Source organism: Micromonospora sp. NPDC004704, from assembly GCF_053601675.1.
On sequence record NZ_JBSGCD010000015.1, the window covers coordinates 114,262 to 138,040 of the forward strand.

Here is a 23,779-nt window from a genome sequence, read left to right on the forward strand (position 1 = left end):
GGCGCCGCCCGGCACGCCCCAACCCAGCCCGGGTCCGAGGGCCGACGCGTGGGCGACGGCGTGCCGGTGCCTCGGCGCGGTCGGAGCGTAGGGGGCTGGTGTGTGCCCGGGTCAGCTTCCGGTGGCCGCCCGCCGGATTAGGTCGGCCACGGCCGCCGACTGGGACACGTGGATCGCGTGGCTGCCGGCCACCTCCGCGACGGTCTGCCGAACGCCGCCGGACCCGTGCTGTCCGTCGCCGGATTCACCATCGGCACCCTGCTGGTGGGCACGGTCGTCGTGGAGCAGATCTTCGGCTGGCCCGGCCTCGGCGCCTACTTCGTACGCGCCGCCGCGGCCCGGGACGTCCCGGCGCTACAGGCGAGCGCACTCATTCTCGGCGGTGGGTTCATCCTGGCCAATCGTCTTGCCGACGTCCTACAGGTCCTCGTCGATCCTCGATCCCGCAGTGGCTCCGGTGCTCACCCGCGCCTGCCTCGGGCCCGACGGGGTTGGCTGAGCCGTGGTGGCACCGGTGAACGCACGCCGCGTCCTCGGGCGGAGGCGACATGAACGGACACCGCCGTCGGGGCATGCCGACGACCGTGCGGACCACGCTGCTCGCCCTGCCCCTGATCGCGTTCGGGCTGGTGGGGTTGCTGGCACCGGTGCTCGCACCGGCCGATCCCACGGCCAACGACCTGGCGGCCAGTCTGCTGCCACCATCGGCGGACCACCTGCTCGGTACCGACCAGCTCGGCCGTGACCAGCTCAGCCGGCTCCTGCACGGCGCGCGTATCTCGGTGACGGTCACCGCGGCGATCCTGGCGATCTCACTGACCGTCGGCGTCGTCACCGGCACGGTCGCCGGCTATCTCGGCGGTTGGGTCGACCGGATCATCGCCCGGGTCGTCGACATGGCCGTCTCCCTACCCGGAATGCTCGTGGCGCTGGCGGTCATCGGCCTGCGCGGGCCCGGTGTGGAGAACCTCGTCATCGCGATGTCCCTGTGGGCGTGGGCACCGTACGCCCGCATCGCCCGCGCCCGCGTCGCGGGTCTGCGGGGCAGCCCCCACCTGGATGCACTCCGGCTGCTCGGCGCCGGACCCGGACGCATCCTCGGCCGACACCTGGTCCCGCCGGCCCTCGCACCGTGCCTGGTCTACGCCAGCACCGACGTCGGCGCCATCGTCCTCGGCGTCGCCACGCTGAGCTTCCTCGGCCTCGGCATCCCTCCACCACAGGCCGAGTGGGGCCAGATGCTCATTGAGGGGCGGCCCTACCTGGCCTCCGCCTGGTGGCTGGCCTACCCGCCCGGCATCGCCATCACCGCGATCGTGTTCGCGAGCAACCTGCTCGGAGAGCGTCTGGCGGTCGGCGATGAGCGGCGGTCGATCCTGCGCTGGGTACTGCCGACGCGTCTGCACCGCCCGACCGAAACGCCGGCCGCCGCCGGGCCGTCGGCGCCGGTTCGCCCGGCCGCAACGCCGGCCAGGTCCGCCGAAGACAAGACCTTGCTGCGCGTACGGGGCCTGTCCGTCACCTATCCGGACGGCGGCGGACGCCGCCGCGTCGTCGCCGACGTTTCCTACGACGTCCGGCGGGGGCACATCATGGCGATCGTCGGTGAGACCGGCAGCGGCAAGACCACCTCCGCGCTGGCCCCGTTCGGGCTGCTGGACCCCAGCGCAGTCGTGACCGGCTCGGCGCTGCTGGGGACCGGAACCGACGCCCGGCAACTCGTCGGACTCACACCCCGCGAACGTCGCCGGACCAACGGCCGCCGGGTGGGTGTGGTGTTCCAGGACAGCCTGGCCGTGCTGAACCCGTTGCGGACCATCGGCGCACACGTCGACGAGGCCGTGAGGAACACCGACCGTGGTGGCCGGCGCGCCACCACCCGGCGGGTCAGCGAGGAACTGCTGCGCCTGGTCGGTCTGCCCGATCCCGCCGGGATCGCCCGTGAGTTCCCCCACCAGCTCTCCGGCGGGATGCGGCAGCGCGCGCAGATCGCTGTCGCCCTCGCTGGCGAGCCGGAGCTGCTCGTCGCCGACGAACCGACATCCGCGCTCGACGTGACGGTGCAGGCGCAACTGCTCGACCTGCTGGCCCGGCTGCGCGACGAACTGGACATGGCCATGATCGTCGTCAGTCACGACCTGGCGGTGGTCACCCGCCTGGCGGACAGCGTGGCCGTCATGTACGCCGGCAGGATCGTTGAATCGGGACCGCTCGCCACGATCATCAAGAACCCGGACCACCCGTACACCCGTGGCCTGCTCGACGCCGTACCGCGTCCCGGCGCGGCACCGGGCACCCGGTTCCCCACCATGCCGGCCGCTCCGGCACCGGTCCGGACGATGCCAGCGGCTGCGCCTTCGCCCCGCGGTGCGTGGCTGCCGTGCCGGCGTGTACCCACCATCAGCCGGCGCTGGTGACACTGAGCCCGGGGCACCGGTCGGCGTGTCCACTACCGCCTGGTGGGGCCGCGCTCGTAACCGGAACCCTGATCGGGCGGAACGGGGGCTGAACCGATGCTCGAAATCGAACGGGTCACCGCTGGCTACCCCCGTCGTCGAGGCCGGGACCACGTGCACGTGGTCGAGGACGTGACGATGCGCGTCGACAGGGGAGAGATCGTCGGGCTCGTCGGCGAGTCGGGTTGCGGCAAGACCACACTCGCGCGGGTGATCACCGGACTCAACCGCCCCAGCGCGGGCGTGGTGCGTCTGTCTGGAGTCGACGTGCATGCCCTGCGTGGCGGAGCGCTGCGGGAGCACCGACGGCACGTCCAGATGGTGTTCCAGGACCCGTACCTCACCCTCAGCCCCCGGCTGACGGTGCGACAGGCCATCGCCGAGCCGCTGGACATCCACCGCATCGGCGATACCCCGTCCCGGTTCGCGCGGGTGGACGAACTGCTGGACCTCGTCGGACTCGACCCCCAGGTCGGCCAGCGTCGGCCCCGACAGCTGTCCGGGGGACAGCAGCAGCGCGTCGCGATAGCCCGCGCGATAGCCCTGGGACCCCGCCTGCTCGTGTGCGACGAACCCGTCACCGCGCTCGACGTGTCGGTACAGGCGAAGGTACTCAACCTGCTCTGCGACCTACGCGACCGTCTCGGTCTGGCCTGCCTGTTCATCTCCCACGACCTCGCCGTCGTCCGGCAACTCGCGAACCGGGTCGCGGTCATGCGTCACGGACGCATCGTCGAGCAGGGCCCGACCGTGGAGATCACCACCGCCCCCCGCCACCCGTACACCCGGGCGCTGCTCGCGGCGACCCCCACGATCGACCTCGGCGTCAGGCCGGCGGCTGGGCCGGCAACTCGTAGACGGTGACGTGGGAGCCGGTGCCGAGGTAGGGCTCGCGGCGCCAGCCGCCCCACCGGTCGCGGCGTTGCAGCCCGGCGAGACGCGCCATCAGGTCGAGCTCGGAGGGCCAGGCGTACCTCATCGACACCGGGGCCAGGCGGATTCCCTCGTTGGTGATGAGGATGTGCTGACCGTCGAAGCGTTGGTCGACCGGGTCGTGGCGGACCGCGACGAGGCGTACGTGGTCGTGGTCGACCCGGTGGGCGTCGACGCTCTGCTGGCGCTGGTATCGGGCGAGGTCCGGCACCAGGCACTCCAGGACGAACCGCCCACCGGGAAGGAGACGCCGGGCGACGTTGGCGAAGCAACGCACCTGGTCCTCCTGGCTCATCAGGAGGAAGAAGGTCGTGAAGACGACGAAGACCATGGCGAACCGGTCGTCGCTACCCGGGTCGACGTCGACCATGTCGCCGATGGTGACGGGGATCCGCTCACCGCCGGGTTTGGCCCGCAGCCGGGCCACCATCGCCTCGGAAGCGTCGACGGCCCGCAGGTCGATTCCGCGTTCGACCAGCGGAATGGTCACCCGGCCGGTGCCGACGGCCAGTTCGAAAACCGGTCCCGCCGGTCCTTCGGCGATCAGGTCGGCCAGACATTCCACGGCGTCGGTCGGGTCGAGGTCGGCGTGCCACTCGTCGCACTATCGCGGACCAGCATCGGCACCAGGCCGGCGCGATCGGCGCACAGCCGCGCCGGACGACCGGCGGCTGGCCGCGCTCGGGCGACGACACTTGTCCAAGCCGGACTCGACGACCTCGGCCCTCCGACCGGACCTCGCTGCTCGGCCCCAAGGAAGTTCCGTGGGACATCGCCGAGCCGAAGCCGCTGAGGGTGGCGATCGCATCCCCGATCCGGTCGGCCAGCCGGACGCTACGGTGCACCACATGGGTTTCGACGTCGGCGTAGGGCTCTTCCTCTGCCATGACGAGGAGGACGAGGCGGTCTGGCCGCGTCAGGAGAAGGAACGGTTCCTGGACGAGGTCAACGCCTGCCTGCGGCACCACGGACTGCCCGACCATCGAGAGCCCCGATCGATCGTCGAGATCGACCCACCACTGCCCCCGGAGACCGACCCCTGCCTGTTCGGCGTGTCGATGGGCTCCTACTCCTCGCACTCCCGAAGGGCCGAGCGGTTGGCCTGGTTCGCCCGGTACGTCGCGGTCCGTGGCACGGCGCCATCCGCGCGATCGTACGAGCCGGAGCTGCACGACGCGTACGACGAGCTGCCCGACCGCCGGTTGACCTTCGACCACCTGCTCGCCACCTGCGGCGACGGCGTTGTCGTGCTGCCGCGTCCGCTCGACGAGGTGATCTACGACCACTCGTCGGGCGAGTACCACTGCCTGGTCTCGGCGCACCGGCTGTGGGCCGAATCGGTGGCGCTCGGGTTCGTGCTGCGCACCGGCGACCCTGACGGGGACGATTCGCCCGTGATCGACCGGACCGCCGGGACCCCGGTGTGGGATCGATCGTTCGCCGCCCTTGACGCCCGCGTCCCCGAGGACGCCGACGCCTGGGAGCACTGGCTCGACGAGTCCGACCTCTGCCGTCGACTGCGCCAGACCGCGACCGAGGTCCTGCGTACGGGCGCACTCGGCCTCACCGGGTGAGCCTGCCCGATCGCGCTGTACCGGTCGGGCCGTCCATGCCTGGTCAGGCCGAACCTATCGTGACGAGCGGTGCCAGGTGGCCTGGCTTCGCATGTAGGTCAACGCCGCCCTGCACTCGGCCTCCACGCGTCTCAGGTCGTCGGGGGTGTGGTGATGACCGACGAACCCCAGTTCTTGGTAGACCTTCAGAACCCGATCCGCCTCGGCTCTGAAGCGCGCGATCGTGTCCTCGAACTGCTTCCTGTCCGAATGGAAGACCGCGGCATACAGCTGACAGTCCAGCCGCTTGGCGCGCAGGGACGCATCCGCGGCACGGGCGATGCTCTCCTCGACCTCCCGCTCGACGCGCTGATGCTCCTCAACCACCGCACGCACGGTTCGGTAGTCGGTGACGACGACCGGTACCTGCACGGGGGCGAGAACCTCGGCGATCTTCGACGGCTGGCCCTTTGTCGGATCGAGGCGATGGTAGAGACTCGCCGCGAGACGTGCGGTCCTGAGGGCATCACTACCGCCCACCAGCTCGTAGATCCCGGCGCGGTTGTAGAGCAGCGCCGCCAGCACCCGGAGGTGATACGGATCGGACCCTTCTTCCTCTTCGAGCAGGCGCACCGTCTCCTCGGCCAGGAGGTTGGTTCGTAGCGCCGTACGTAACCGCCCCGCCGCCATCGCCCGGTTACTGCGCCGAATCAACCGTTGCAGGCGACGCCTGCGATGCCCCGGGGAACCCCACACGGTCCGGACCTCCAACATGTCTCGGCAATCCAGGGATGCGGAACCCCGGGAAAGGCCCGATCCGCACCACGGCATCACCGGCTGAGCGTTGTCGATATGTCGACCACCGTACGGCTTGTCGCCAGCCGCTGCACAGTCCCGATGACTCCCTGGGCTCTTCGGCGGCTTCCGGCGGCCGGGGCAGACTGAGGATCCACGAAGCTGGCTCACCCCTCCGTCGGGGGAGCCAGGTGATCGGGTCGAGACCTGGAGGTCACGGTATGGGCATCGACTACAGCTTCCAGGTGTACGTACACCGACGTGACGCCGGGCGCCTGCTCACCGAGGTCGCCGGGCTCTGTGACCCGGTGGAGAAACGGCGTACGACATTGGTCCTGCCCGACGGCACGTCGGTGGCGTTGCCGGGCACTCACGACTTCGAAGCCGACCGTACGGTGGAACCGGCCGACATGGTCGCCGGCCGCGCCGGGTCGAGTTTCGACCTGTCGCTCTGCTTCCCGCCGGACGGCCCGCTGCTCGGCTACCGGGACGGTGGGGACCGCCCCGCCGAGGTCACGTGCGCCTGGTCGGACGGTACGACCTGGATCATGGTGGGTTACGTCTACCTGATGGTTTTCGACGGCGGGTCAGTCCTGCCCGAGCACTGGATGATCGACTTCACACCGGCCAGCAGTTCGCAGAGTCGGCTGTTCCTGTCGTCCCCGTCGGTCCGGGACGCCTTCGCGACGAAGGTCGGATAACTTCACCGTTCGAGGGTTCCTGAAGCGGATCCTGACGGCGGCCACAGGAGTGCCAGCTGTCGGGAGTTGTCGAGGTTCACCGGCCCGTAGGTTGGGTCGAGCGGACCCGACCCGAGCCGGTCAATCGGAGGCACGGAGCGTAGCGCAAAGTATGGAGCCGTAAGAGGCTATGGCGGTCATTCGCCCGTCTGGGGTATTGAGCCCGTAATACGAGAGCAATTCAGTTATCTACCAGAAAGATCGGGGTGAGAACTTCTTCCCTGAGAGAGGGCAGCATGCGAAAACTAATCACCGTCGCGGGCGCCGCAGGCGCCGGCCTGGTACTCACCATGATCGCGACCACGCCCCTGATGGCCCAGGACACCCAGCGGCGAGGCACGGCAGTCGAAGCAGCGCTGAGAGACGACGGCCCACCTGAGGGACATGCGCCGGACGATCGAACGCTTGTCAGGTTCGAGGGCGGAATCGGGGTCGAGCCAGTCTCCACTGGCAACGGGCAGGACCTTGTCGCGGACACCGTAAATCGCAACATCGTCAGAGGGGTTCAACCCGCCGCCCAGCCCTGGCGGATCGCCAACCTCCAGGCGAAGGTGAAGGCGGACGGTCACATCGTGGCCCGTGGAAAGGGTCTGGTGTTCGCGGGAGGCGACACCGTCGGAACCGCGCTGACGATCACGCCTGCCGGCGGAACAGCCGGCCTCAACGTCTTCGCGACTCTCGTCTGCGAGAACACCGCCCCGTTCGTGGAACGCAACACGGAAGCTGTTCCCCTCGACGAGAACGGCGAATTCACCATCGACGACGTGCTGTCGCCTGCACCGTCCGACTCCTGCGAGACGCCCGTTCTGCTCATCCGGAACGAGGCCAACCAGGCCTGGTTCGCCGCCGGGATCCGGGAGTTCGTCGAAGACTGAGCGACCGTTCCACCCCGGGCACGGGGACGCGGATCGTTCGCCTACCGGCGCGGCACACTGGACAGATCGCGAAGCGCCTGCTACTTCCGATTTCCAGGGACCGCGCCGGTATGTCACACGTCCCCGGCCCGGATCCCGGTCCGGGCCGGACGTGGCCGATCATGTCTCCGCATTCTGCCGACGGCGGGCGACGGCGGCGGGCACGAGATCGATCGGCACGATCAGCGGGAGGCGGTGGTGCCGACCGGCTCCGCATGCTCGTGATCATCGAGATCCGTAGTGTCCAACGTCGGATATGGGAACTGACGATCGCTGGGTCCGGGCATAGATGCCTGCGCGCCGCGGCCCGCCCGTCACCGATTGTGCAGCTTGGCGACCGCTACCGGCTCAGCTCCTGGGTCAGGCTCTTCGGACGCGGTCCGGAGGCGTTGACCGAGTTCGACAGCGGCCACCCCATCGAACACACGCTTTCCCACGGTGTGGTGACCGTGCTGGAGCCGGTGACCGACCCGCTCGGGCGCTATCTGGTGCTCGCCGCCGGGCGCCGCCCCGGCGCCCGGCTGCTGGTCCACGTCACGTCCTGGACGGACACGTCGTTCGGGCAGTCATCCGCCTGGTCCACGGGCTCGGGCTCCGGGGCACCGTCAAGGACCTGACGGCCAACGCCGCCGACCTGTCCGGTTGCAGGAAGGTTCTGGGACGTGACCGCCGTCGACCCCTCGGACACCGGCAAACCGATCTCACCGTCGCTGCACCAGAGCCTGCCCGAAGCGGTCGAGCACTGCCTGCGCTACCTGGGCTCGGCACTGCGTGCGGGCGTACCCGCCGACCCGGCCCAGCCGCTGCGAATCCCGCAGCAGCCGGCACCGGTGGATGAGCTGACGGATCCGGAAACCGTTGTTGCGTCGGCTCGCCCGGATGGTTCCGGGCGAGGCGATCACCATCCGGTTGTAGCTGGCCGCCGTGCTTCCAAAGGAGTACGCCGCCCGGGCGATGTGTGAGTGGCCCTGGGTCTTTACTTCGATGTCACCAATCGATCTCACAGGTGACGTGTCGGTGTCTGCCCGTTGGAGTTGGCTGTCAGATCGTCGCACTTGTTTGACAGGAGCTGATCTACGTGACTTCCTCTCGTCGTACCTTCCTGGCCGGCGGTGCCGCCGCTGGCGTGGGTCTTGCCGTTGCCGGTGGCCTGCCGTCCCTGGCTCAGGCCCACCCGGGCCAGCCCCATTCGCCGGTCAAGGGCGGCCACGTGCCCTTCCCGCCGCTCGTGGATGACCCCGACGGCATCCTGGCCCTGCCCGAGGGCTTCAGCTACACCGTGGTTACCCGGACCGGCGTCACCCGCCTCGACCGGGGCCAGGGTTTGACCCCGGCCGACCACGACGGCATGGCGGTCTACGACGCCGGCCACGGCCGCTACAACCTGATCCAGAACCATGAGATCGACCCGGGCGCCGAGTTCGGCGTACCGCACGTCAAGGGCACTGTCTACGATCCCGGCGCGGTTGACGCCGGTGGCTGCACCGTGATCCGGACCGACCGCGCGGGTCGCAACCTGGGTGAGTTCGTCGCCCTCTCCGGCACCGTCAGCAACTGCGCGGGCGGACCCACCCCGTGGGGGACGTGGCTGACCTGCGAGGAGACCGAGGACCGGGCCGGGGACGACTGGGAGGAGGACGGCCGGTCCGGCGTTTTCCAGAAGGATCACGGCTACGTCTTCGAGGTCTGGGCCGACGGCAGCGCGGACCCGAAGCCGATCATGTGCCTGGGCCGCTACTCCCACGAGGCCCTGGCGGTCGACAAGGACCGCACCGCGATCTACCTCTCCGAGGATGCCGACGGACCCAACGGCCTCTTCTACCGCTGGAGCGCGCCTCGCGGCGTCAAGCTGGGCCCGGGTGCGCTCACCCGCCTCGCCCCGAACGCCGGTGTCCTCGCGGCGATGCAGATCATCATGGACGACGGCTCGGTGCTGCCGGACGTCGCCTACCTGACCTCCGCCCAGTTGGGCCGGCCCTTCCCGGTACGGTGGATCGAGGTGCCTGACCACGACGCGCGGAACAAGCCCGTACGCGAGCAGTTCACCGATGCCCAGGTCACCCGTGGACGCAAGTTCGAGGGCGTGTGGGGCACCGACGAGGGCGTGTACGTGGTCAACTCCTACGCCTGGGACGACGGTGACCTGCCGGCGGACGCGGCCCCGCACGACGGCATGGTCTGGTTCTACAACTACAAGGCCCAGACCATCCAACTGGTGACGTACTTCCCGCACCAGACCGCCTCGGAGGAGGGGACGCCGGTCAAGTACAACGACCTCACCTTCGACGGCCCGGACAATGTGACCGTCACCCCGTGGGGAAGCCTCGTGCTTGCCGAGGACGGCTCGGGCGCCTCCCACGTGCTCAGCACGATCCCGGGCGGCCCGACGTACGCGATCGCCCGCAACCAGCTCAACGACTCGGAGTTCTGCGGGCCGACCTTCACCGCTGACGGCAAGGTGCTCTTCGTCAACATGCAGGACCCCGGCCTGACCCTGGCCATCACCGGCCCGTGGGAGAAGTATCTGGGCTGACGCAGAGCCAGACGGACCTGTGGGGGACGGCCCAGCGCCCGAAGTGGTTGCGCCCGGTCGACGGACCGGGCGAGGATCGCAACCCGTGCGAGGTCAACCCGGCGGCGGGCCGCGATCTGAGCTGCGCCGGGCCGACCGACCGGGCGAGGAGGAGGACGAAGGTCGGATGGCTTAGCAGGCCGACGGCCGCCGTTCATCCGGTGGTATCGGTTGTTGGCGTCGCGCTGGGTCAGGCTGGGGTCCGACGGTGATCGGCGACACGACTGTTTCGATGCGACCAGGTCCGAATGATCAGGTGAGCGCACATCGGCTACTTGTTTCATTGACCTGCGACCGTGGCCCGGCCAGGCTTCGGTCGAGGCGCCCGGGCTGTCGCTCTCATTTCGGCTGCCCACGCTGGTCGTGTGGCTCTCATTTGGCCTGCGCGGCTCGGGCGCCGCCCCAGGGCGGAAGGGGCTCAAGTGCGCCTCTGTGTGTCAATCCTCGCTGGGGGCTAGTTTGAGTTGATCTTTGATGAGGTGTCGGTAGAGAACCTTGGTGAGCCGCCGTTTCAGGCGCGTCGGGCCTCGGCGGGTGTCTTGCCCTCACGGAGTTTGCGCGGGTAGTAGGCATGACCGGGGCCGCGGGCGCGGACGTCGAGGACGACGACCGTGAGTAGCCCGGTCTAGGGGCCGTCGTTGCCGCGTCCGGCCTCGCTTGGGGTCCGCGACGCCTGGTCGTCTGTTACTGAGGGCCGGTTCAGGTCGGTGATCAGTAGCGGCTGTCGTTCGCCAAGCATGGTCAGTAGACCGTTGGTGCCCCGCTGTCGAGCTTGCGCGTATTCGTCGGTGGTCAGGCCGACTACCTGTAGGAACTGCACTCGGCCGTGCGGGGTGGGGATTGTCCCGAGTTCTGGGTCCTCGACGAAGGTTAGGGCCGTAAGCGCCGTTTCGTGGTCCTGGCGGATGGGGCCGTTGGCGTTGATGTGGTGGCCGGGTTCGAACCTGTTGCCGCTGGAGATCAGGTACCGGGCGAGGTTCTGCAGCAGGTTTGCCGCCCAGATCGGCGGCGCGGTGTCACCGGTGTCGCGGGTGATCCGGATGGTGAACTCGAAGCCCCAGCCAGACTCGTCGGGGTTTTCGGTTTCCTTGGCGTACAGCTCGCTCATGCCGTAGCCGATGATGTGCCAGTGCGGCACGGGCTCGACACGCTGGTAGAAGCTGACACCGTCGAGTGGATCTGGTCCACCCAACGCGAAGCGGTGCAGCGTGCCGTAGTGCTTCGGCTTCACATCGGGATACAGCTCGGCGAGCCGGGCGTCGATAGCGGCCCACCCGGGAGCTTCGGAGGTCATTGAAAGATCAGAACACGCCGGGTCGGGGTGTCTGCACGGACCTCCTGAGTAGCGAGGCAGGCGCCCGTGCTCGCCCCGGACATCGCGGGCGACGGGCCGCCATCGGACGACCCTGGAGCGGTCCGCTGCAAAGGAGAATCCGGCAAAGCCATCCCGCGAGCGTCACGACACGAACGGACGCCGACAGGTCCGCCTGATCGGCGGCGGATGCGGATCCGCGCGTCATCCGTATGAGCGGCCACTCGTGTGGTCGGCTAGATCGAACGGGGTGGCGCAGTTCGGGCAGTTGAGCCGCCCGAAAAGGCAAGTGAGGGCGATCGCTACCGAGTCCCGGCCTGCCTGAAGGGCCTCGGTTGGGTCGTCGAGCAGACCATCGCCCTGCTGCACTGGTTCCGACGCCTACGGACCCGCTGGGAAATCCGCGATGACATCCACGAAGCCTTCCTCACCCTGGCCTGCGCGATCACCTGCTGGCGCAGACCCCAACGCTCAAAGAGTCAGGAGTTCTTAGTCGGCCAGCTCGACCAAGGGGAAGGCCCGGTGCCGTCGGGGCGGGATCAGGAAGTTCTGTCGTCGGGTGCAGGTGAGGAAGCGTTCCAGGCCGTTGTCCTGCTCGGCCACCCGGTGCTTGCGCGCCAGGTCTACCGCGGCCTGGCTGTGCCGCATTTGGGCGAAGACGTCGGCGGTCGGCACGAAGAGGCTGAAGTGCAGCTTGGGTTGACTGCTGCCGTCCGGTACGTCCATCGGGTCGAAACCGGGGCCGTCCACCCGCAGATGCATCGGGGTACCGTCCGGCGCCCGGGAGCTGCGCTGGAGGGTGGACAGGTGCCCCATCCGACGCTCACCAGGGGGCAGGCCGACCCCTCGGGCGGTCTGTTCGGCGTAGTCCGGCCCACGGTTGTCAGCCGGCAGGAAGGACGGCCCACCGCCGTCGGTGAGCTGGTCGGTGTTGCCCGGATGCACCGGCGGGGCGTGGAACATGTACTGCACCCGTTTGCTGAAGTTGCCGTTCTCGCTCGGCGGGGTGTCCGGCGAGGCCATGTCGTAGAACTGGAGCATGTCGAGGATGACGTGCGACAGGTGCTGGATCCCGCCGTTGTCGAGGTAGTCGCCGGGGCGGGCGGTGGTCAGCCGGGCCGAGGGGTGGCCGGCGAAGGTGCAGATCGCCGGGGGGCCGGAGGCGTTCGTCTGCTGGTCCGAGAAACCCATCCACATCGGGGAGTCCGGCTGGATGAACCGGGCGTAGGGCAGCCGGTTCTGCTCGGCCACCGAGCGGGGCAGGCCGACCTGGGTGAACATGTGTCGGCTCGAGGTGACGGTGAGCAGCCCGGCGAAGTCGGGCGAGGGTGTCGGCGCACCGGCCAGCATGCCGCTGCCGTCGAACCAACCCAGCACGTCCTGGATGACCGCCGCACGGTCACTGCGGAAGGTGAACATCAGGTCGTTCTGTTCGATCCGGACCGGCACGGTGAAGCGTTTCTTGGTGACCCCCGGGTTGTCCGGGTGCACGTCGGTGGGCGCCGGCACCGCCTCCTCCAACACCGACCGGTCCGGGTCGGCGAGCAGCCGGGGCAGGTGCGCGCCGACCAGGTCCCCGGCGAGACCGCCGGGCAGTCGCCGGAAGTACGGCAGGCCGTACGACACGAAGGTCAGCAGGCCGGCCGCGCCGAACGCGTACCGCGACTCCAGCAGGGTGAGCACCCGGGTCAGCTCCCGCTGGTCGTCCCGGCCGGGGCTACGGGCGAGCGCCGCGGTCAGGTACACGGTGTGCACCGGCGGCGTGACGAACGGTCCGCCGGTGGGCGAGGACTGCTCGGGCGCGCTGAACCGGGCGACGTCGAACTGGATGTCGGGCAGGTCCGCCGCCGGGTCCGATGCGGCCGGACGGATCGGGGTACGGGCGCCGTCCGAGCAGGCCGCCAGCGCGGACGCGGCCATCGCCAGCGCTCCGCCGGCCAGCATGGTGCGGCGGCTTAGCCGGGACGGCGCGCCCATGCCTCAGTGGGACCGGTCGAGCGCACCGCGCAGGGTCCGGCCCAGTTCGTCGTCGCCCGGGTCGGTCAGCCGTACCGCGTGCTCGCCGAGCCCGACGAAGCCCTCCCGGGCGCCGCCGTTGCGGGTCGGGCTCACCAGCAGTTCGTCGGCGTCCCACTCGATGTCGACGTGCCGGGTGCCCTTGGCGTACGTGGCCCAGGAGCGCAGCCCGAGCGCGTCGAGGAGCGGGGAGAAGGGCGTCGGCCCACCCCGAAGGTCGGGCGTGGGCACACCGGTGTGCGAGGCGTCGAGCATCCGGCGCACCGCCGCGCCCAGTTCCCGGTCGTCGGCCGGCTCGTCGAGGAGGTCGAAGACCCCGTTGGCGATCCACAGGCCGTCGGTGGTGAGCGAGGAGGAGTACGCGACGTACCGACCTCTGCGCAGGTCGAGTGCGGCGAGTCTGGTCATCGGTGTCCTCGGTCGGGTGAGGGGACGCCCAAGGATATCGTTGGGCGTCCCCGGATGGTTGCTACCTGATCGGGATGATCCGTACGGTCACCCCACGCTGCGCGCCGTACTGGACTATCTGGTTGAGCGCGTTCTGCTGGGCGTTGGTGGCCGTACCGCGCTGCACCGCGATCTCCAGTTCCCGGGCGGCGACCTGTCCCGGTCTGATGGTGACCCCGTCCCAGCTGACCGGGTTGTTCTTGGCGAAACCGGCCGCCTTGTCCACATAGCCCTGCAACCGGCTGGTGAGCTGGCCGGCGCTCTGGTAGCTCTTGGCGGTCAGGTCGACGCTCTTGATACTCGTGGCGGTGCCGTTGGCGAACCGGTCGATGGTCGGGAAGCTGCGCGGCAGGTTGCCGCCGAGCTTCGCCTCGATCGCCAGGCCACGCTCGAACTGGTTGAGCTTCCAGACCGAACTGCCGGCCTTCAGGTACGCCCCGACACCGCCGCTGAGCGCGCCCAGCGCGCCGCCGATAGCGAAGTCCCGCAGGGCGTCACCCATGCTGTACTTGCGCCCGGTCAGCGCGGCGACGCCCGCGCCGATGCCGACCGAGGACGCGCCGCCGATCAACGCCCCGATCAGGATCGGTACGCAGATCGGGCAGTCGCCGTTGGGGTCGGAGAGGTTGACCGGGTCGTTGAGGGCGTACGTGTAGAGGTTCGTGCTGCCGCCGCCGAATCCGGCCGGGTCCTGGCTGAGGAACCGCCCCGTCTCCGAGCTGTACCAGCGGGCCCGGTGGTAGGACAGACCGGTGTCGGCGTCGCGCTCCCGGCCGGTGAACTGCTGGGTGTTGCCGCTGGCGGCGCCGCTGACGGTGACCGCGCCGAACGGGTCATAGCTGTACTGGGTGGTCAGCGTGCCGGCGGAGTCGGCCAGGCCGAGCACGGTGCCGAGCGCGTCGGTGATCGGCATCCGGGCGCCGGCGGCGTCGGTACGGACCAGTGTCTGGTCGAGCCCGGCGGTGAGCCGGTTGGCGACGGCCGCGCCGGTCTGCTCCCGTACCAGGTTCGGGCCGTCGTAGACGAAGGCGGTGGTGGCCCCACCGGCCGTACGGGTGGCGAGACGCCCGGCGCCGTCGTAGCCGTACGCGGTGGTCATCCCCGGCCCGGTGACCCCGGTCAGCTCGCCCCGGGCGTTCCAGGTGTAGCCGAGCAGTCCGTCCCCGGTCAGGTTGCCCTCGTTGTCGTAACTGAACGTCCGGGCACCCCGGCTGGTCAGCCGGTTCGCGGCGTCGTAGCTGACCGATGGCGCGGTGGCGGGGACGGTGACGTTGGCGAGGCTGCCGGTCAGGTTCAGCACCCGCCCGGTGTCGTCGTACGAGTAGCCGAGGTCGCCGATCGGTACCCCACCGGCGCTCTCGTAGAACATCCCGGTCAGCTGGGAGGCGGCGTCGTACGTGTACCAGGCGGTGACGCCGCCCTGCTCGACCCGGTCGGTCCGGCCGGCCGCGTCCCGGTGCCAGGTGGCGGTGGTGCCGCCCTGGGTGATCCGCTCGACCAGGCCGGTCTGGTCGTAGCCGTAGGAGATCGCCGGCTGACCGGGGACGGTCATCCCCGAGCGCCGCCCGGCCGCGTCGTAGGAGTAGCCGACGGTGCCGGCCGGGCTGACGACGCTGACCACCTGGTCGAGGTCGTTCCAGCCGAGGGTGACCAGCCCGCCACCGGCGGAGTCGTCGATCGTGGTGAGCCGGTCCTGGGTGTCGTAGCCGAACCGTTTGGTGCTCTCGTAGCTCGGTCCGGCGGTGGCGCCGTACCCGATGAACGTGGTCCGGCCGAGAGGGTCGTACTCGGTGACGGTGGTCTTGCCGCGCCGGTCGGTGGCGGAGATCACCCGGCCGAGCACGTCGTACGTCTGCCGGGCTTGGTGGCCGAGCGGATCGGTGACGGTCACCGGGCGGTCGGAGTTGTCGTACGCGACCGAGGTGCTGTTGCCCCGGGCGTCGGTGACCTTGGTCAGGTTGCCGTTGCCGTCGTACTCGAAGGCGGTGACCCGGCCGAGGCCGTCGGTGCTGGCGACGACCTGGTTGTCCGGGTCGTGGCGGACCTGCTCCAGCACGCCGGTCCCGTCGGTGACGGCGACCGGGCGGCCGACGGCGTCGACGAAGCTGCGGGTGGTCCGGCCCAACGGGTCGGTCACCGCGACCAGGTCGCCGTGCTGGTAGGTGTAGCTGGTGGTGTTGCCCAGCGGGTCGGTGAACGAGGTGACCTGACCAGCGGCGTTGTAGGCGTAGTGCCGGCTCCGGCCGGCGGTGTCGGTGACCTTGGTGAGGTTGCCGGTGGTGTCGTACTCCATCCGGTTGGTCCGGCCCTGGTCGTCGGTGACCGAGGTGATCTGCCGGTAGGGCCCGCCGGAGGTGACGGTGGCGGACTGCGCCGCGGCGGTGCCCGCGAGCGCGGTGAGTGAGGTCAGGTCGCCATTCGGGCCGTACCCGAGCGCGGTCCGTCGCCCGTACGGGTCGACCAGCGCGGTCGGCTGGTGGGTGACCGGATCACGGGCGGTGGTGGAGGTACGTGCCTGGGCGGTGCCGGCGGCGGTGGTCTCGGTGGTCACCCGGCGGTTGGCGTCGAAGCTGGTCTCCCGGACGCTTCCGTCAGGCTCGGTGACGGCCGTCTTCACGACCTTGCCCGCACCGTCGGTGGTGTACGCGAAACCGTAGGTGACACCGTCGGGCATGGTCTGGGCAACCACCCGCCCGGCAGTGTCGTAGGTGTTGGTGAGGTAGGTGATGCCGCGCGCATCGGTGACGGTGGTCATCCGGTTCGCGGTGTCGTAGCCGTAGCCGGTGGTCCGGCCGCCGGGCGAGGTGACGCTGGTCAGCCGACCGGCGGTGTCGTAGCCGTAGACCACGGCCCGGCCCGCGTTGTCCTGCGCCCGAACCACCCGGCCGCTGGCGTAGCTGAGTTTGATCCAGCGTCCGTTGGGCGAGGTGATCTGGGTGATGTCGCCGGACTGCCCGCCGCTGGCCCGGGTCAGGGTGATCTGGTTGCCGTGCCGGTCCCGGATGGACTGCAACGGGGTGTTCTCGCCGAAGACGTACACCATGCCGTCGGTGCGCACCAGGTCCCAGCCGTCACCGTTCCAGGTCATCACCGCGTCCCGGAACGGGCCGGTGGTGCCGACGGCCTTGAACACCGCGTCGGTCCAGCCGGTGCCGGGGCTGATCCGGTCCATGTGGACCTTGCCGCTGTCCGGGAAGACCAGGTCGGCCTCGGTGTACTCGTGTTCGGAGTAGATGAAGATGCCGTAGGTGAAGTTCGCGCCGATGCCGAACTCGCGCATCTGGGTGTCATTCTGCCGGTAGGTGCGGGTGATCGAGATCGGCAGCACGTCGTTGACGGTGAGGTCGGTGTGCTCGTCGACGAAGAGCCCGCTGGCCAGGTCGACCGGGTCGCCGCCGGCGTCGCCGTCCTCGCCCGGTCCGGTGCCGGCGGGGCGCTTGCCGCTGCCGTTGAACATCGCCCCGGTGAACTCCCAGACCCGCACGTCGGGGTCGGGCACGACCTGCCGGCCGTCCGGCGTGACGGTGCCGCGCCCGTAGATGTACCAGCCGGCCTCCGCGCCGGTCACCGGGCAGACCGAGGGCGCCTTCGCCGCCGCCGTGCCCGGCTTCTTCGGGTACGACTTCACCGGCGCGTTGGTGCACGGCACCCGGCCGGGGTCGTAGTCCCAGAAGTCCAGCCGGCTGCCCGGCGCGAGGCCCTGGGTGTTCGGGTAGATGATCTGCGCGCCCTTCGGCAGGATCACCGACCCGCCGGGCTGCACGGTGAAGTAGACGGGGGTGCGTACCCCGGCGGGCAGCGGGAACGGCGGCTGGTCCACCGGCAGCGCGGTGATGGACAGCTCGGTGACGGTTCTGCCGGTCCGGTCGCGGATCACGGAGCCCTTGGGTAGCCGTACCTCGAAGCCGGGAATCGCCGGAGTGGTGATGACCGTCTGCTGCTTGGTGGTGGGCGAGGGGAAGCGGACGCTGTTCGCGGTGTCGAGCCGGGTCATCCAGATCGGGTACGACAGCTCGACGGTCTCTCCCGCCCGCAGGTCGACACCGGTCTCGAAGCGGCCGAAGGCGCGTCCCGGGCTGCTCGCCGTCGCCCCGTCGATGACCAGGACGTGGTGCCCGGCGGTGAGCCCGGTGAGCAGGAACCGCCCGGTGGCGTCGGTACGGGTGCCGCGCCCGCCGACGGTGAGGGTGACATCCGCGAGCGGTCTGCCGTTGAGCAGCAGGGCCTGCCCGGCGAGCGCGGTGATTCCCCGCTCGGCGCGCAGCGCCGGCTGGAGGTTGCCGTAGGCGCCGGCGCGGTGCGACTCCCAGTCCTCACCGGCGAGGTTGAACCGGTCCGGGGTCCAGGTTTCGGTCACGTCGCCGACCGGCCCGGTCACGGTCTGCTTCGCGGCGGCGGGAGCCGGGGCGGCGGGCAGCCGTACCTCGCCGGTGACTCTGCCGACGGTGCTTGTCGAGGGGTCGACAAAAACGGTGTACGTGCCGGCGGTGGGCAGGGTGACCGAGGTGAAGGTGCAACTGCCGCCGCAGTACACGCTGCTGCCCAGGTTCGTCCCGTCCGGTTTGCGGATGATCGCCGTGGCGTTGTACTGGCTGTAGGTTCCGGCGGTCATCGCCACGGTGACCACCTGGCCGGCGGTGCCGGGGAAGGTGAGCGCCGCATTCTGCCCCGGCACGGTGGTGGTCAGGATGGTCGCCGGGCCGCCCGGGGTGGTGGCCGAGGTCGCGTCGGCCGGGACGGCGTGCACCTGGAGGGATACCGCACCGGTGTACGTGGTTTCCGGGTTCAGCAGGATCGTGTAGGTGCCGGCGACCGGCAGCGTGGTGGCGTCGAAGAAACACGTCGCCCCGCAGTACGCGCTGCTGAGCAGGTTCGTCCCGTCCGGTTTGCGCACCACCGCGGTCGCGTTGTAGGTCCCGTACGTGCCGGCGGTGCCCTGGACCGAGATCCGCTGGCCGGCGGTGCCGGTGAACGACAGCACGCCGTTCTGCCCGGGGACGGTGGTGGTCAGGGTGACCGGCGCACCGCCGGGTGTCGTGCTCGCGGCGACGTCGGCCGGCACGGCGTACACCTGGAGCGAGACCGCACCCGTGTACATCCCCTCCGGGTTCAGCAGGATCGTGTAGGTGCCGGCGACCGGCAGCGTGGTGGCGTCGAAGAAACACGTCGCCCCGCAGTACGCGCTGCTGAGCAGGTTCGTCCCGTCCGGCTTGCGCACCACCGCCGTCGCGTTGTAGGTCCCGTACGTGCCGGCGGTGCCCTGGACCGAGATCCGCTGGCCGGCGGTGCCGGTGAACGACAGCACCGCGTTCTGTCCCGGGGCGGTGGTGGCCACCGACACCGCCGGGCCGCCGATCGTGGCGTTCACCGCCGCGTCGGCCGGCACGTCGTAGATCCGCAGGACCACCGTGCCGGTGTAGGCGCCCTCCGGGTTCAGCAGGATCGTGTACGTGCCGGCGACCGGCAGCGTGGTGGCGTCGAAGAAACACGTCGCCCCGCAGTACGCGCTGCTGAGCAGGTTCGTCCCGTCCGGCTTGCGCACCACCGCCGTCGCGTTGTACGTCCCGTACGTACCGGCGGTCCCCTGCACCACGATCCGCTGGCCGGCGGTGCCGGTGAACGACAGCACCGCGTTCTGCCCCGGGACGGTGGTGGTGAGGGTGACCCCCGCCCCGCCCGGTGTCGCGGTCGCGGTGGCGTCGGCCGGTACGTCGTACACCCGGACGGTGAGCGCGCCGGTGTAGGTGCCGGCCGGGTCGAGCAGGAGGCTGTACGTGCCGGTGACCGGCAGCACCACCGTGTCGAAAAGGCACGACGCCCCGCAGTACGCGCTGCCGGTCAGGTTCGACCCGTCCGGTTTGCGGACCACCGCCGTCGCGTTGTACGTGCCGTACGTGCCGCCGGTGCCCTGGACGAGAATCCGCTGCCCGGCGGTGCCGGGGAAGGTCACCACGCCGTTCTGGCCGGGGGTGCTGGTGGTCACGGTGACCGGGTCGCCGCCCGGGGTGGTCGGGACGGTGGCGTCCACCGGCACGTCGAAAACCTGCGCGGTGAGGCTGCCGACGGCTGCGGCCGCCGGGTCCACCAGCAGCGTGTAGGTGCCGGCCGCGGCCAGCGACACAGAGCTGAACGAGCAGGTCGTCGCGCAGGAGGAGGTGCTGGTGACCGTGCTGCCGTTGGGCGCGCGCAGCGCCACGGCCACGCTGCCGCCGCCGAACGCACCGGCGGAGAAGCTGGCGGTGACGACCTGTCCCGCCGTACCGGGAAACGAGATCACCGCGTTCTGCCCCGGCACCGTGGTGGTCACGGTGACCGCGGCCCCGCCGGGTGTGGTGGTGGCGGTGGTGTCGGCCGGTACGACGTACACCCGGGCGGTGAGCGTGCCGACGGCGGCCGTCCTCGGGTCGACGGACAGGGTGTAGGTGCCGGCGGCCGGAAGTGTCGTGGTGTCCAGGAAGCACGCCGTCCCGCAGGACGTGTTCGACACGATCGAGGTCCCGTCCGGGCGGCGTAGCGTCACCACCGCCTCGGTCGAACCGAACGTGCCGGCGGAGAGCTGCACCGCCACCCGCTGACCCGCTGTCGCCGGGAACGAGATCACCGCGTTCTGCCCCGGCACCGCCGTGGTCACCGACACCGCCGCACCACCCGGCGTGGCGGTCGCCGTGGCGTCGGCCGGCACGTCGTGCACCTTCGCGGTGATGCCGCCGACGACCGTGCCCCTCGGGTCGATCAGCACGGTGTACGTCCCGGCCACCGGAAGTGTCGTGGTGTCCAGGAAACACGCCGTCCCGCAGGAGCTGTTCGACACGATCGAGGTCCCGTCCGGGCGGCGTAGCGTCACCACCGCCTCGGTCGAACCGAACGTGCCGGCGGAGAGCTGCACCGCCACCCGCTGACCCGCTGTCGCCGGGAACGAGATCACCGCGTTCTGCCCCGGCACCGTCGTGGTAACCGACACCGCCGCACCACCCGGGGTGGTGTTGGCGACCGCGTCGTTCGGCAGGTCGTGCACCTGGGCGGTGATCGCACCGAGGGTGGCGTCGGTGGGGTTGACCAGGACCGTGTACGTGCCGGTCGTCGGGAGCGTGATCGCGTTGAACGAGCAGCTCGTACCGCAGTAGGTGTCGGCGACGACGGTGGAGCCGTCCGGGGCGCGCAGCCTGGCGTAGGCGTTGTACGTGCCGAAGGTGCCGCCCGACATGATCACCGAGATGGACTGCCCGGCGGTGCCGGGGAAGGAGACCACGGCGTTCTGTCCGGGGACCGTGGTGGTCAGGGTGACCGGGGCTCCACCTGGCGTGCTGTTCGCGGCGGCGTCCGGCGGCACGTCGTGGACCTTCACCGTGGCCTGGCCGAGGTAGGTGCCGTCCGGGTTGAGCAGGATGGTGTACGTGCCGTCGACCGGCAGCACCACCGCGTCGAAGAAACACGAACCACCGCAGTACGCACTACCGCCCAGGCTCGACCCGTCCGGCTTACGGATCACCGCCGACGCGTTGTACGTCCCGTACGTACCACCGCTGAACTGCGCGGAGATCCGCTGCCCGGCCGTACCGGCGAACGACACCACCGCGTTCTGGCCCGGCACGGTGGTGCCCACGGTGACCGGGGCGCCGCCGGGCGTGGTGCTCGCCGTCGCGTCCGCCGGCACCAGGTGGACCTGCGCCGACACCTGGCCGACGGTGACGCCGTCCGGGTTGAGGGCGATCGTGTACGTGCCGTCGACCGGCAGCACCACCGCGTCGAAGAAACACGACGCACCGCAGTACGCGCTGCCACCCAGGCTCGACCCGTCCGGCTTACGGATCACCGCCGACGCGTTGTACGTCCCGTACGTACCACCGCTGAACTGCACCGAGACCCGCTGCCCCGCCGTACCGGGGAAGGAGATCACGCCGTTCTGGCCGACGGTGGTGGCGACGGTGACCGCGCCCGCGCCGGGCGTGGTGCTCGCCGTCGCGTCCGCCGGCACCGAGTGGACCTGCGCGCCGACCGTACCGACGTAGGTGGTGTCGGGGTTGACCACGATGGTGTACGTGCCGTCGACCGGCAGCACCGTGGTGTCGAACAGGCACGAGCTGCCGCAGTACGCGCTGCTGGTCAGGTTCGACCCGTCCGGTCTGCGCACGATCGCCGTCGCGTTGTAGGTCCCGTACGTGCCGCCGGAGAGGTGGACGAGGACCCGTTGCCCCGTGGCGCCGGCGAACGAGAAGACGCTGTTCTGGCCGGGCACCGTCGTGGTGGCGGTGACCTGGGGACCGCCGGGCGTCACCGCCACGGTGGCGTCGGCCGGCACGTCGTACACCTGGACGGTGATCGCCCCGGTCACGGTGGACTGCGGGTCCACGAAGAGGGTGTACGTGCCCTCGATCGGCAGCACGGCGGTGTCGAGGAAGCAGGCGCTGCCGCAGGAACCGTTCGAGGCGACCGTTCCGCCGCCCGGCCTGCGCAGCGTGACGGCGGCGTTGTAGGTGCCGTAGGTGCCGTCACTGACCTTGACCGCGACCCGCTGACCGGTGCTGCCGGCGAAGGTGACGGCCGCGTTCTGCCCCGGGACGGTGGTGGTGACGGTCACCGGGCCGCCGCCCGCCGTGGTGCTCGCCGTGGCGTCTGCCGGCACCTCCCGGACGGTCGCCGAGATCGAGCCGGTGGCCGCGCTCGCCGCGGCCAGCAGCAGGGTGTACGTGCCCACCGTCCGAGCCGTCACCACGTCGATGAAGCCGGTGGCGCCGACGCACCCGGACGACGCGGCGGTGCGCCCGAACGGGTCGAGCACCTTCGCGGTGGAGATGCCGCAGGAGCCGAGGGTGCCGTCCGCGAGCTGCACACTCGCCCGCTGCCCCTCCGCCAGGTCGAAGACGACCAGGGCGATGTCGCCCGCGCTCGGGATCGACACCGACCTCGTGCCGCCGAGCGCGACCCGCGAGGTGTGCGCCACGTCGGCAACGGCGTACGGGGCGGGCGCGACGAACACGTCGGCGGTGCCTTCGCCGCTGCCGTACCTGGTCCGTACCCCGATCCGGCCGGAGCCGGCGCCGGCGGGCACCTGGACGCCGAGGCTGCCGGCGGCGACGGTCGGGGTGAACGCCCGGGTGCGGTTGAGGGTGATCGCGTTGTCGGCGGCCTCGGTGGCGAAGCCGGTGCCGGTGACCGTGACCGTGCCGCCGGGTGCGACGACGTTCGGGGTGACCGCGGTGACGGTCGGTGCGGACTCGTCGAAACCGCTGACCACGAAGGACTGCGGGCTGGTCGCGGTGACACCGCCGACCGCGACGGTGACCGGTCCGGTGGTCGCCCCGGCGGGGACCCGGACCACCAGGCGCCGTCCGCCGGCCGTGCTGACCGTGGCCGGTACGCCGTTGAACTCGACGGTGTTCTCGGCCGCGACGTTGGAGAAGCAGCCGCCCTGGAGGGTCACCTCGGCGCCAACCGCCGCCCGCGCCGGCACCACCGACAGCAGGGCGAGGGCTTGGCTGCCGTCGTTGGTGACGGAGGTGATGTTGCCCGTGGGGTCGTACCCGTATTGGGCACTACGACCGGTCCGGTCCTGCACCCCGGCCAACTGCCCGGCGGCGTCGTACGCGTAGCCGAACGAGTCGCAGGCGACCGAGGCAGGCACGATGTCCGGCAGGTCCCCCCGGACGCCGAGGCCCAGCAGCAGGGCGAGCGCGGCGAGCGACGCGGCCGACCGTAGTCGGGCACCCGCCCAGACCCTCGATCGGATGGTGCGGTGGCCAGCCGGTCCAGACATGCTGCCTCCTCAGACGCAACTTCTGGAAGGCAAGTTAGGCGAGATCCATCGACCAGAATAGACATCCGATCGGTCCGGGACCCCCGGAACCTAATCACTCACTGTGATCGCACCTTCTACCGGCAGAAACCGGCGGCGTCACCGAAAGTGTTGTCGACTATCGGACAGTCAATTGTGTTGCCGCCGAGCGGGCTAAATTGGACGGTTCGCCGCGGGCCGGTGTGGGCGGCACCGGGCCGGATTTCGGCAAGGGCGCTGTCGGCGTGGTGACACCAGCACTCCTTCCG

The 23,779-nt window shown here is 70.3% G+C and carries 15 protein-coding genes; 9 read left to right on the forward strand and 6 right to left on the reverse strand.

Translation table 11 applies throughout. From position 1 onward, the window contains the following. Positions 1-168 precede the first annotated feature (168 nt). The 3 genes from ACWEFB_RS21655 (at position 169) to ACWEFB_RS21665 (ending at position 3,320) form a co-directional block, all read left to right on the forward strand. Complete coding sequence (locus ACWEFB_RS21655; protein ID WP_452287933.1) at positions 169-552, forward strand: ABC transporter permease subunit; 384 nt, start codon at positions 169-171, stop codon at positions 550-552. Further along, positions 549-2,417: a dipeptide/oligopeptide/nickel ABC transporter permease/ATP-binding protein gene (locus ACWEFB_RS21660; protein ID WP_452287935.1), complete on the forward strand. Its 1,869-nt coding sequence runs from the start codon at positions 549-551 to the stop codon at positions 2,415-2,417. The genes ACWEFB_RS21655 and ACWEFB_RS21660 overlap by 4 nt, the downstream gene beginning before the upstream one ends. 96 nt (positions 2,418-2,513) lie before the next feature. After that, positions 2,514-3,320, forward strand: coding sequence for an ATP-binding cassette domain-containing protein (locus tag ACWEFB_RS21665; protein ID WP_452287937.1), 807 nt, complete (start codon positions 2,514-2,516; stop codon positions 3,318-3,320). On the opposite strand, the gene ACWEFB_RS21670 is transcribed toward ACWEFB_RS21665, so the two are convergent. Next, positions 3,283-3,954 (reverse strand): class I SAM-dependent DNA methyltransferase, encoded by a 672-nt coding sequence (locus ACWEFB_RS21670; RefSeq protein ID WP_452287939.1) that lies wholly within the window; start codon positions 3,952-3,954, stop codon positions 3,283-3,285. The two genes, ACWEFB_RS21665 and ACWEFB_RS21670, sit on opposite strands and share 38 nt — an antisense overlap. A gap of 283 nt (positions 3,955-4,237) precedes the next feature. Between ACWEFB_RS21670 and ACWEFB_RS21675 the strand changes: the two genes are divergently transcribed. Then, positions 4,238-4,963 (forward strand): hypothetical protein, encoded by a 726-nt coding sequence (locus ACWEFB_RS21675; protein ID WP_452287941.1) that lies wholly within the window; start codon positions 4,238-4,240, stop codon positions 4,961-4,963. Positions 4,964-5,017: 54 nt separating this feature from the next. On the opposite strand, the gene ACWEFB_RS21680 is transcribed toward ACWEFB_RS21675, so the two are convergent. Next, positions 5,018-5,575, reverse strand: coding sequence for a hypothetical protein (locus tag ACWEFB_RS21680; protein WP_452287943.1), 558 nt, complete (start codon positions 5,573-5,575; stop codon positions 5,018-5,020). A 383-nt stretch (positions 5,576-5,958) separates the two neighbouring features. Here ACWEFB_RS21680 and ACWEFB_RS21685 point away from each other — a divergent pair, with 383 nt between their 5' ends. The 5 genes from ACWEFB_RS21685 (at position 5,959) to ACWEFB_RS21705 (ending at position 9,924) form a co-directional block, all read left to right on the forward strand. Next, entirely contained in the window at positions 5,959-6,438 is a 480-nt protein-coding gene (locus ACWEFB_RS21685; RefSeq protein WP_452287945.1) for a hypothetical protein, read from the forward strand. A gap of 329 nt (positions 6,439-6,767) precedes the next feature. Continuing rightward, positions 6,768-7,352 (forward strand): hypothetical protein, encoded by a 585-nt coding sequence (locus ACWEFB_RS21690; RefSeq protein ID WP_452287947.1) that lies wholly within the window; start codon positions 6,768-6,770, stop codon positions 7,350-7,352. Positions 7,353-7,606: 254 nt separating this feature from the next. Continuing rightward, a complete protein-coding gene (locus tag ACWEFB_RS21695; RefSeq protein ID WP_452287949.1) occupies positions 7,607-8,008 on the forward strand; it encodes a hypothetical protein in 402 nt (133 codons plus the stop codon). Between the two features lie 45 nt (positions 8,009-8,053). Further along, on the forward strand, positions 8,054-8,353 hold the full coding sequence (locus tag ACWEFB_RS21700) for a hypothetical protein (protein WP_452287951.1): 300 nt from the start codon (positions 8,054-8,056) through the stop codon (positions 8,351-8,353). Positions 8,354-8,469: 116 nt separating this feature from the next. Further along, positions 8,470-9,924: an alkaline phosphatase PhoX gene (locus ACWEFB_RS21705; protein ID WP_452287953.1), complete on the forward strand. Its 1,455-nt coding sequence runs from the start codon at positions 8,470-8,472 to the stop codon at positions 9,922-9,924. A gap of 664 nt (positions 9,925-10,588) precedes the next feature. Here ACWEFB_RS21705 and ACWEFB_RS21710 read toward each other — a convergent pair. The 4 genes from ACWEFB_RS21710 to ACWEFB_RS21725 form a co-directional block, all read right to left on the reverse strand. After that, positions 10,589-11,257 (reverse strand): suppressor of fused domain protein, encoded by a 669-nt coding sequence (locus tag ACWEFB_RS21710; RefSeq protein WP_452287955.1) that lies wholly within the window; start codon positions 11,255-11,257, stop codon positions 10,589-10,591. A gap of 507 nt (positions 11,258-11,764) precedes the next feature. Continuing rightward, a complete protein-coding gene (locus ACWEFB_RS21715; RefSeq protein ID WP_452287957.1) occupies positions 11,765-13,219 on the reverse strand; it encodes a DUF7405 family protein in 1,455 nt (484 codons plus the stop codon). Positions 13,220-13,255: 36 nt separating this feature from the next. After that, positions 13,256-13,699, reverse strand: coding sequence for a hypothetical protein (locus ACWEFB_RS21720; RefSeq protein ID WP_452287959.1), 444 nt, complete (start codon positions 13,697-13,699; stop codon positions 13,256-13,258). Between the two features lie 61 nt (positions 13,700-13,760). Next, complete coding sequence (locus ACWEFB_RS21725; RefSeq protein ID WP_452287961.1) at positions 13,761-23,492, reverse strand: RHS repeat-associated core domain-containing protein; 9,732 nt, start codon at positions 23,490-23,492, stop codon at positions 13,761-13,763. Positions 23,493-23,779 lie beyond the last annotated feature (287 nt).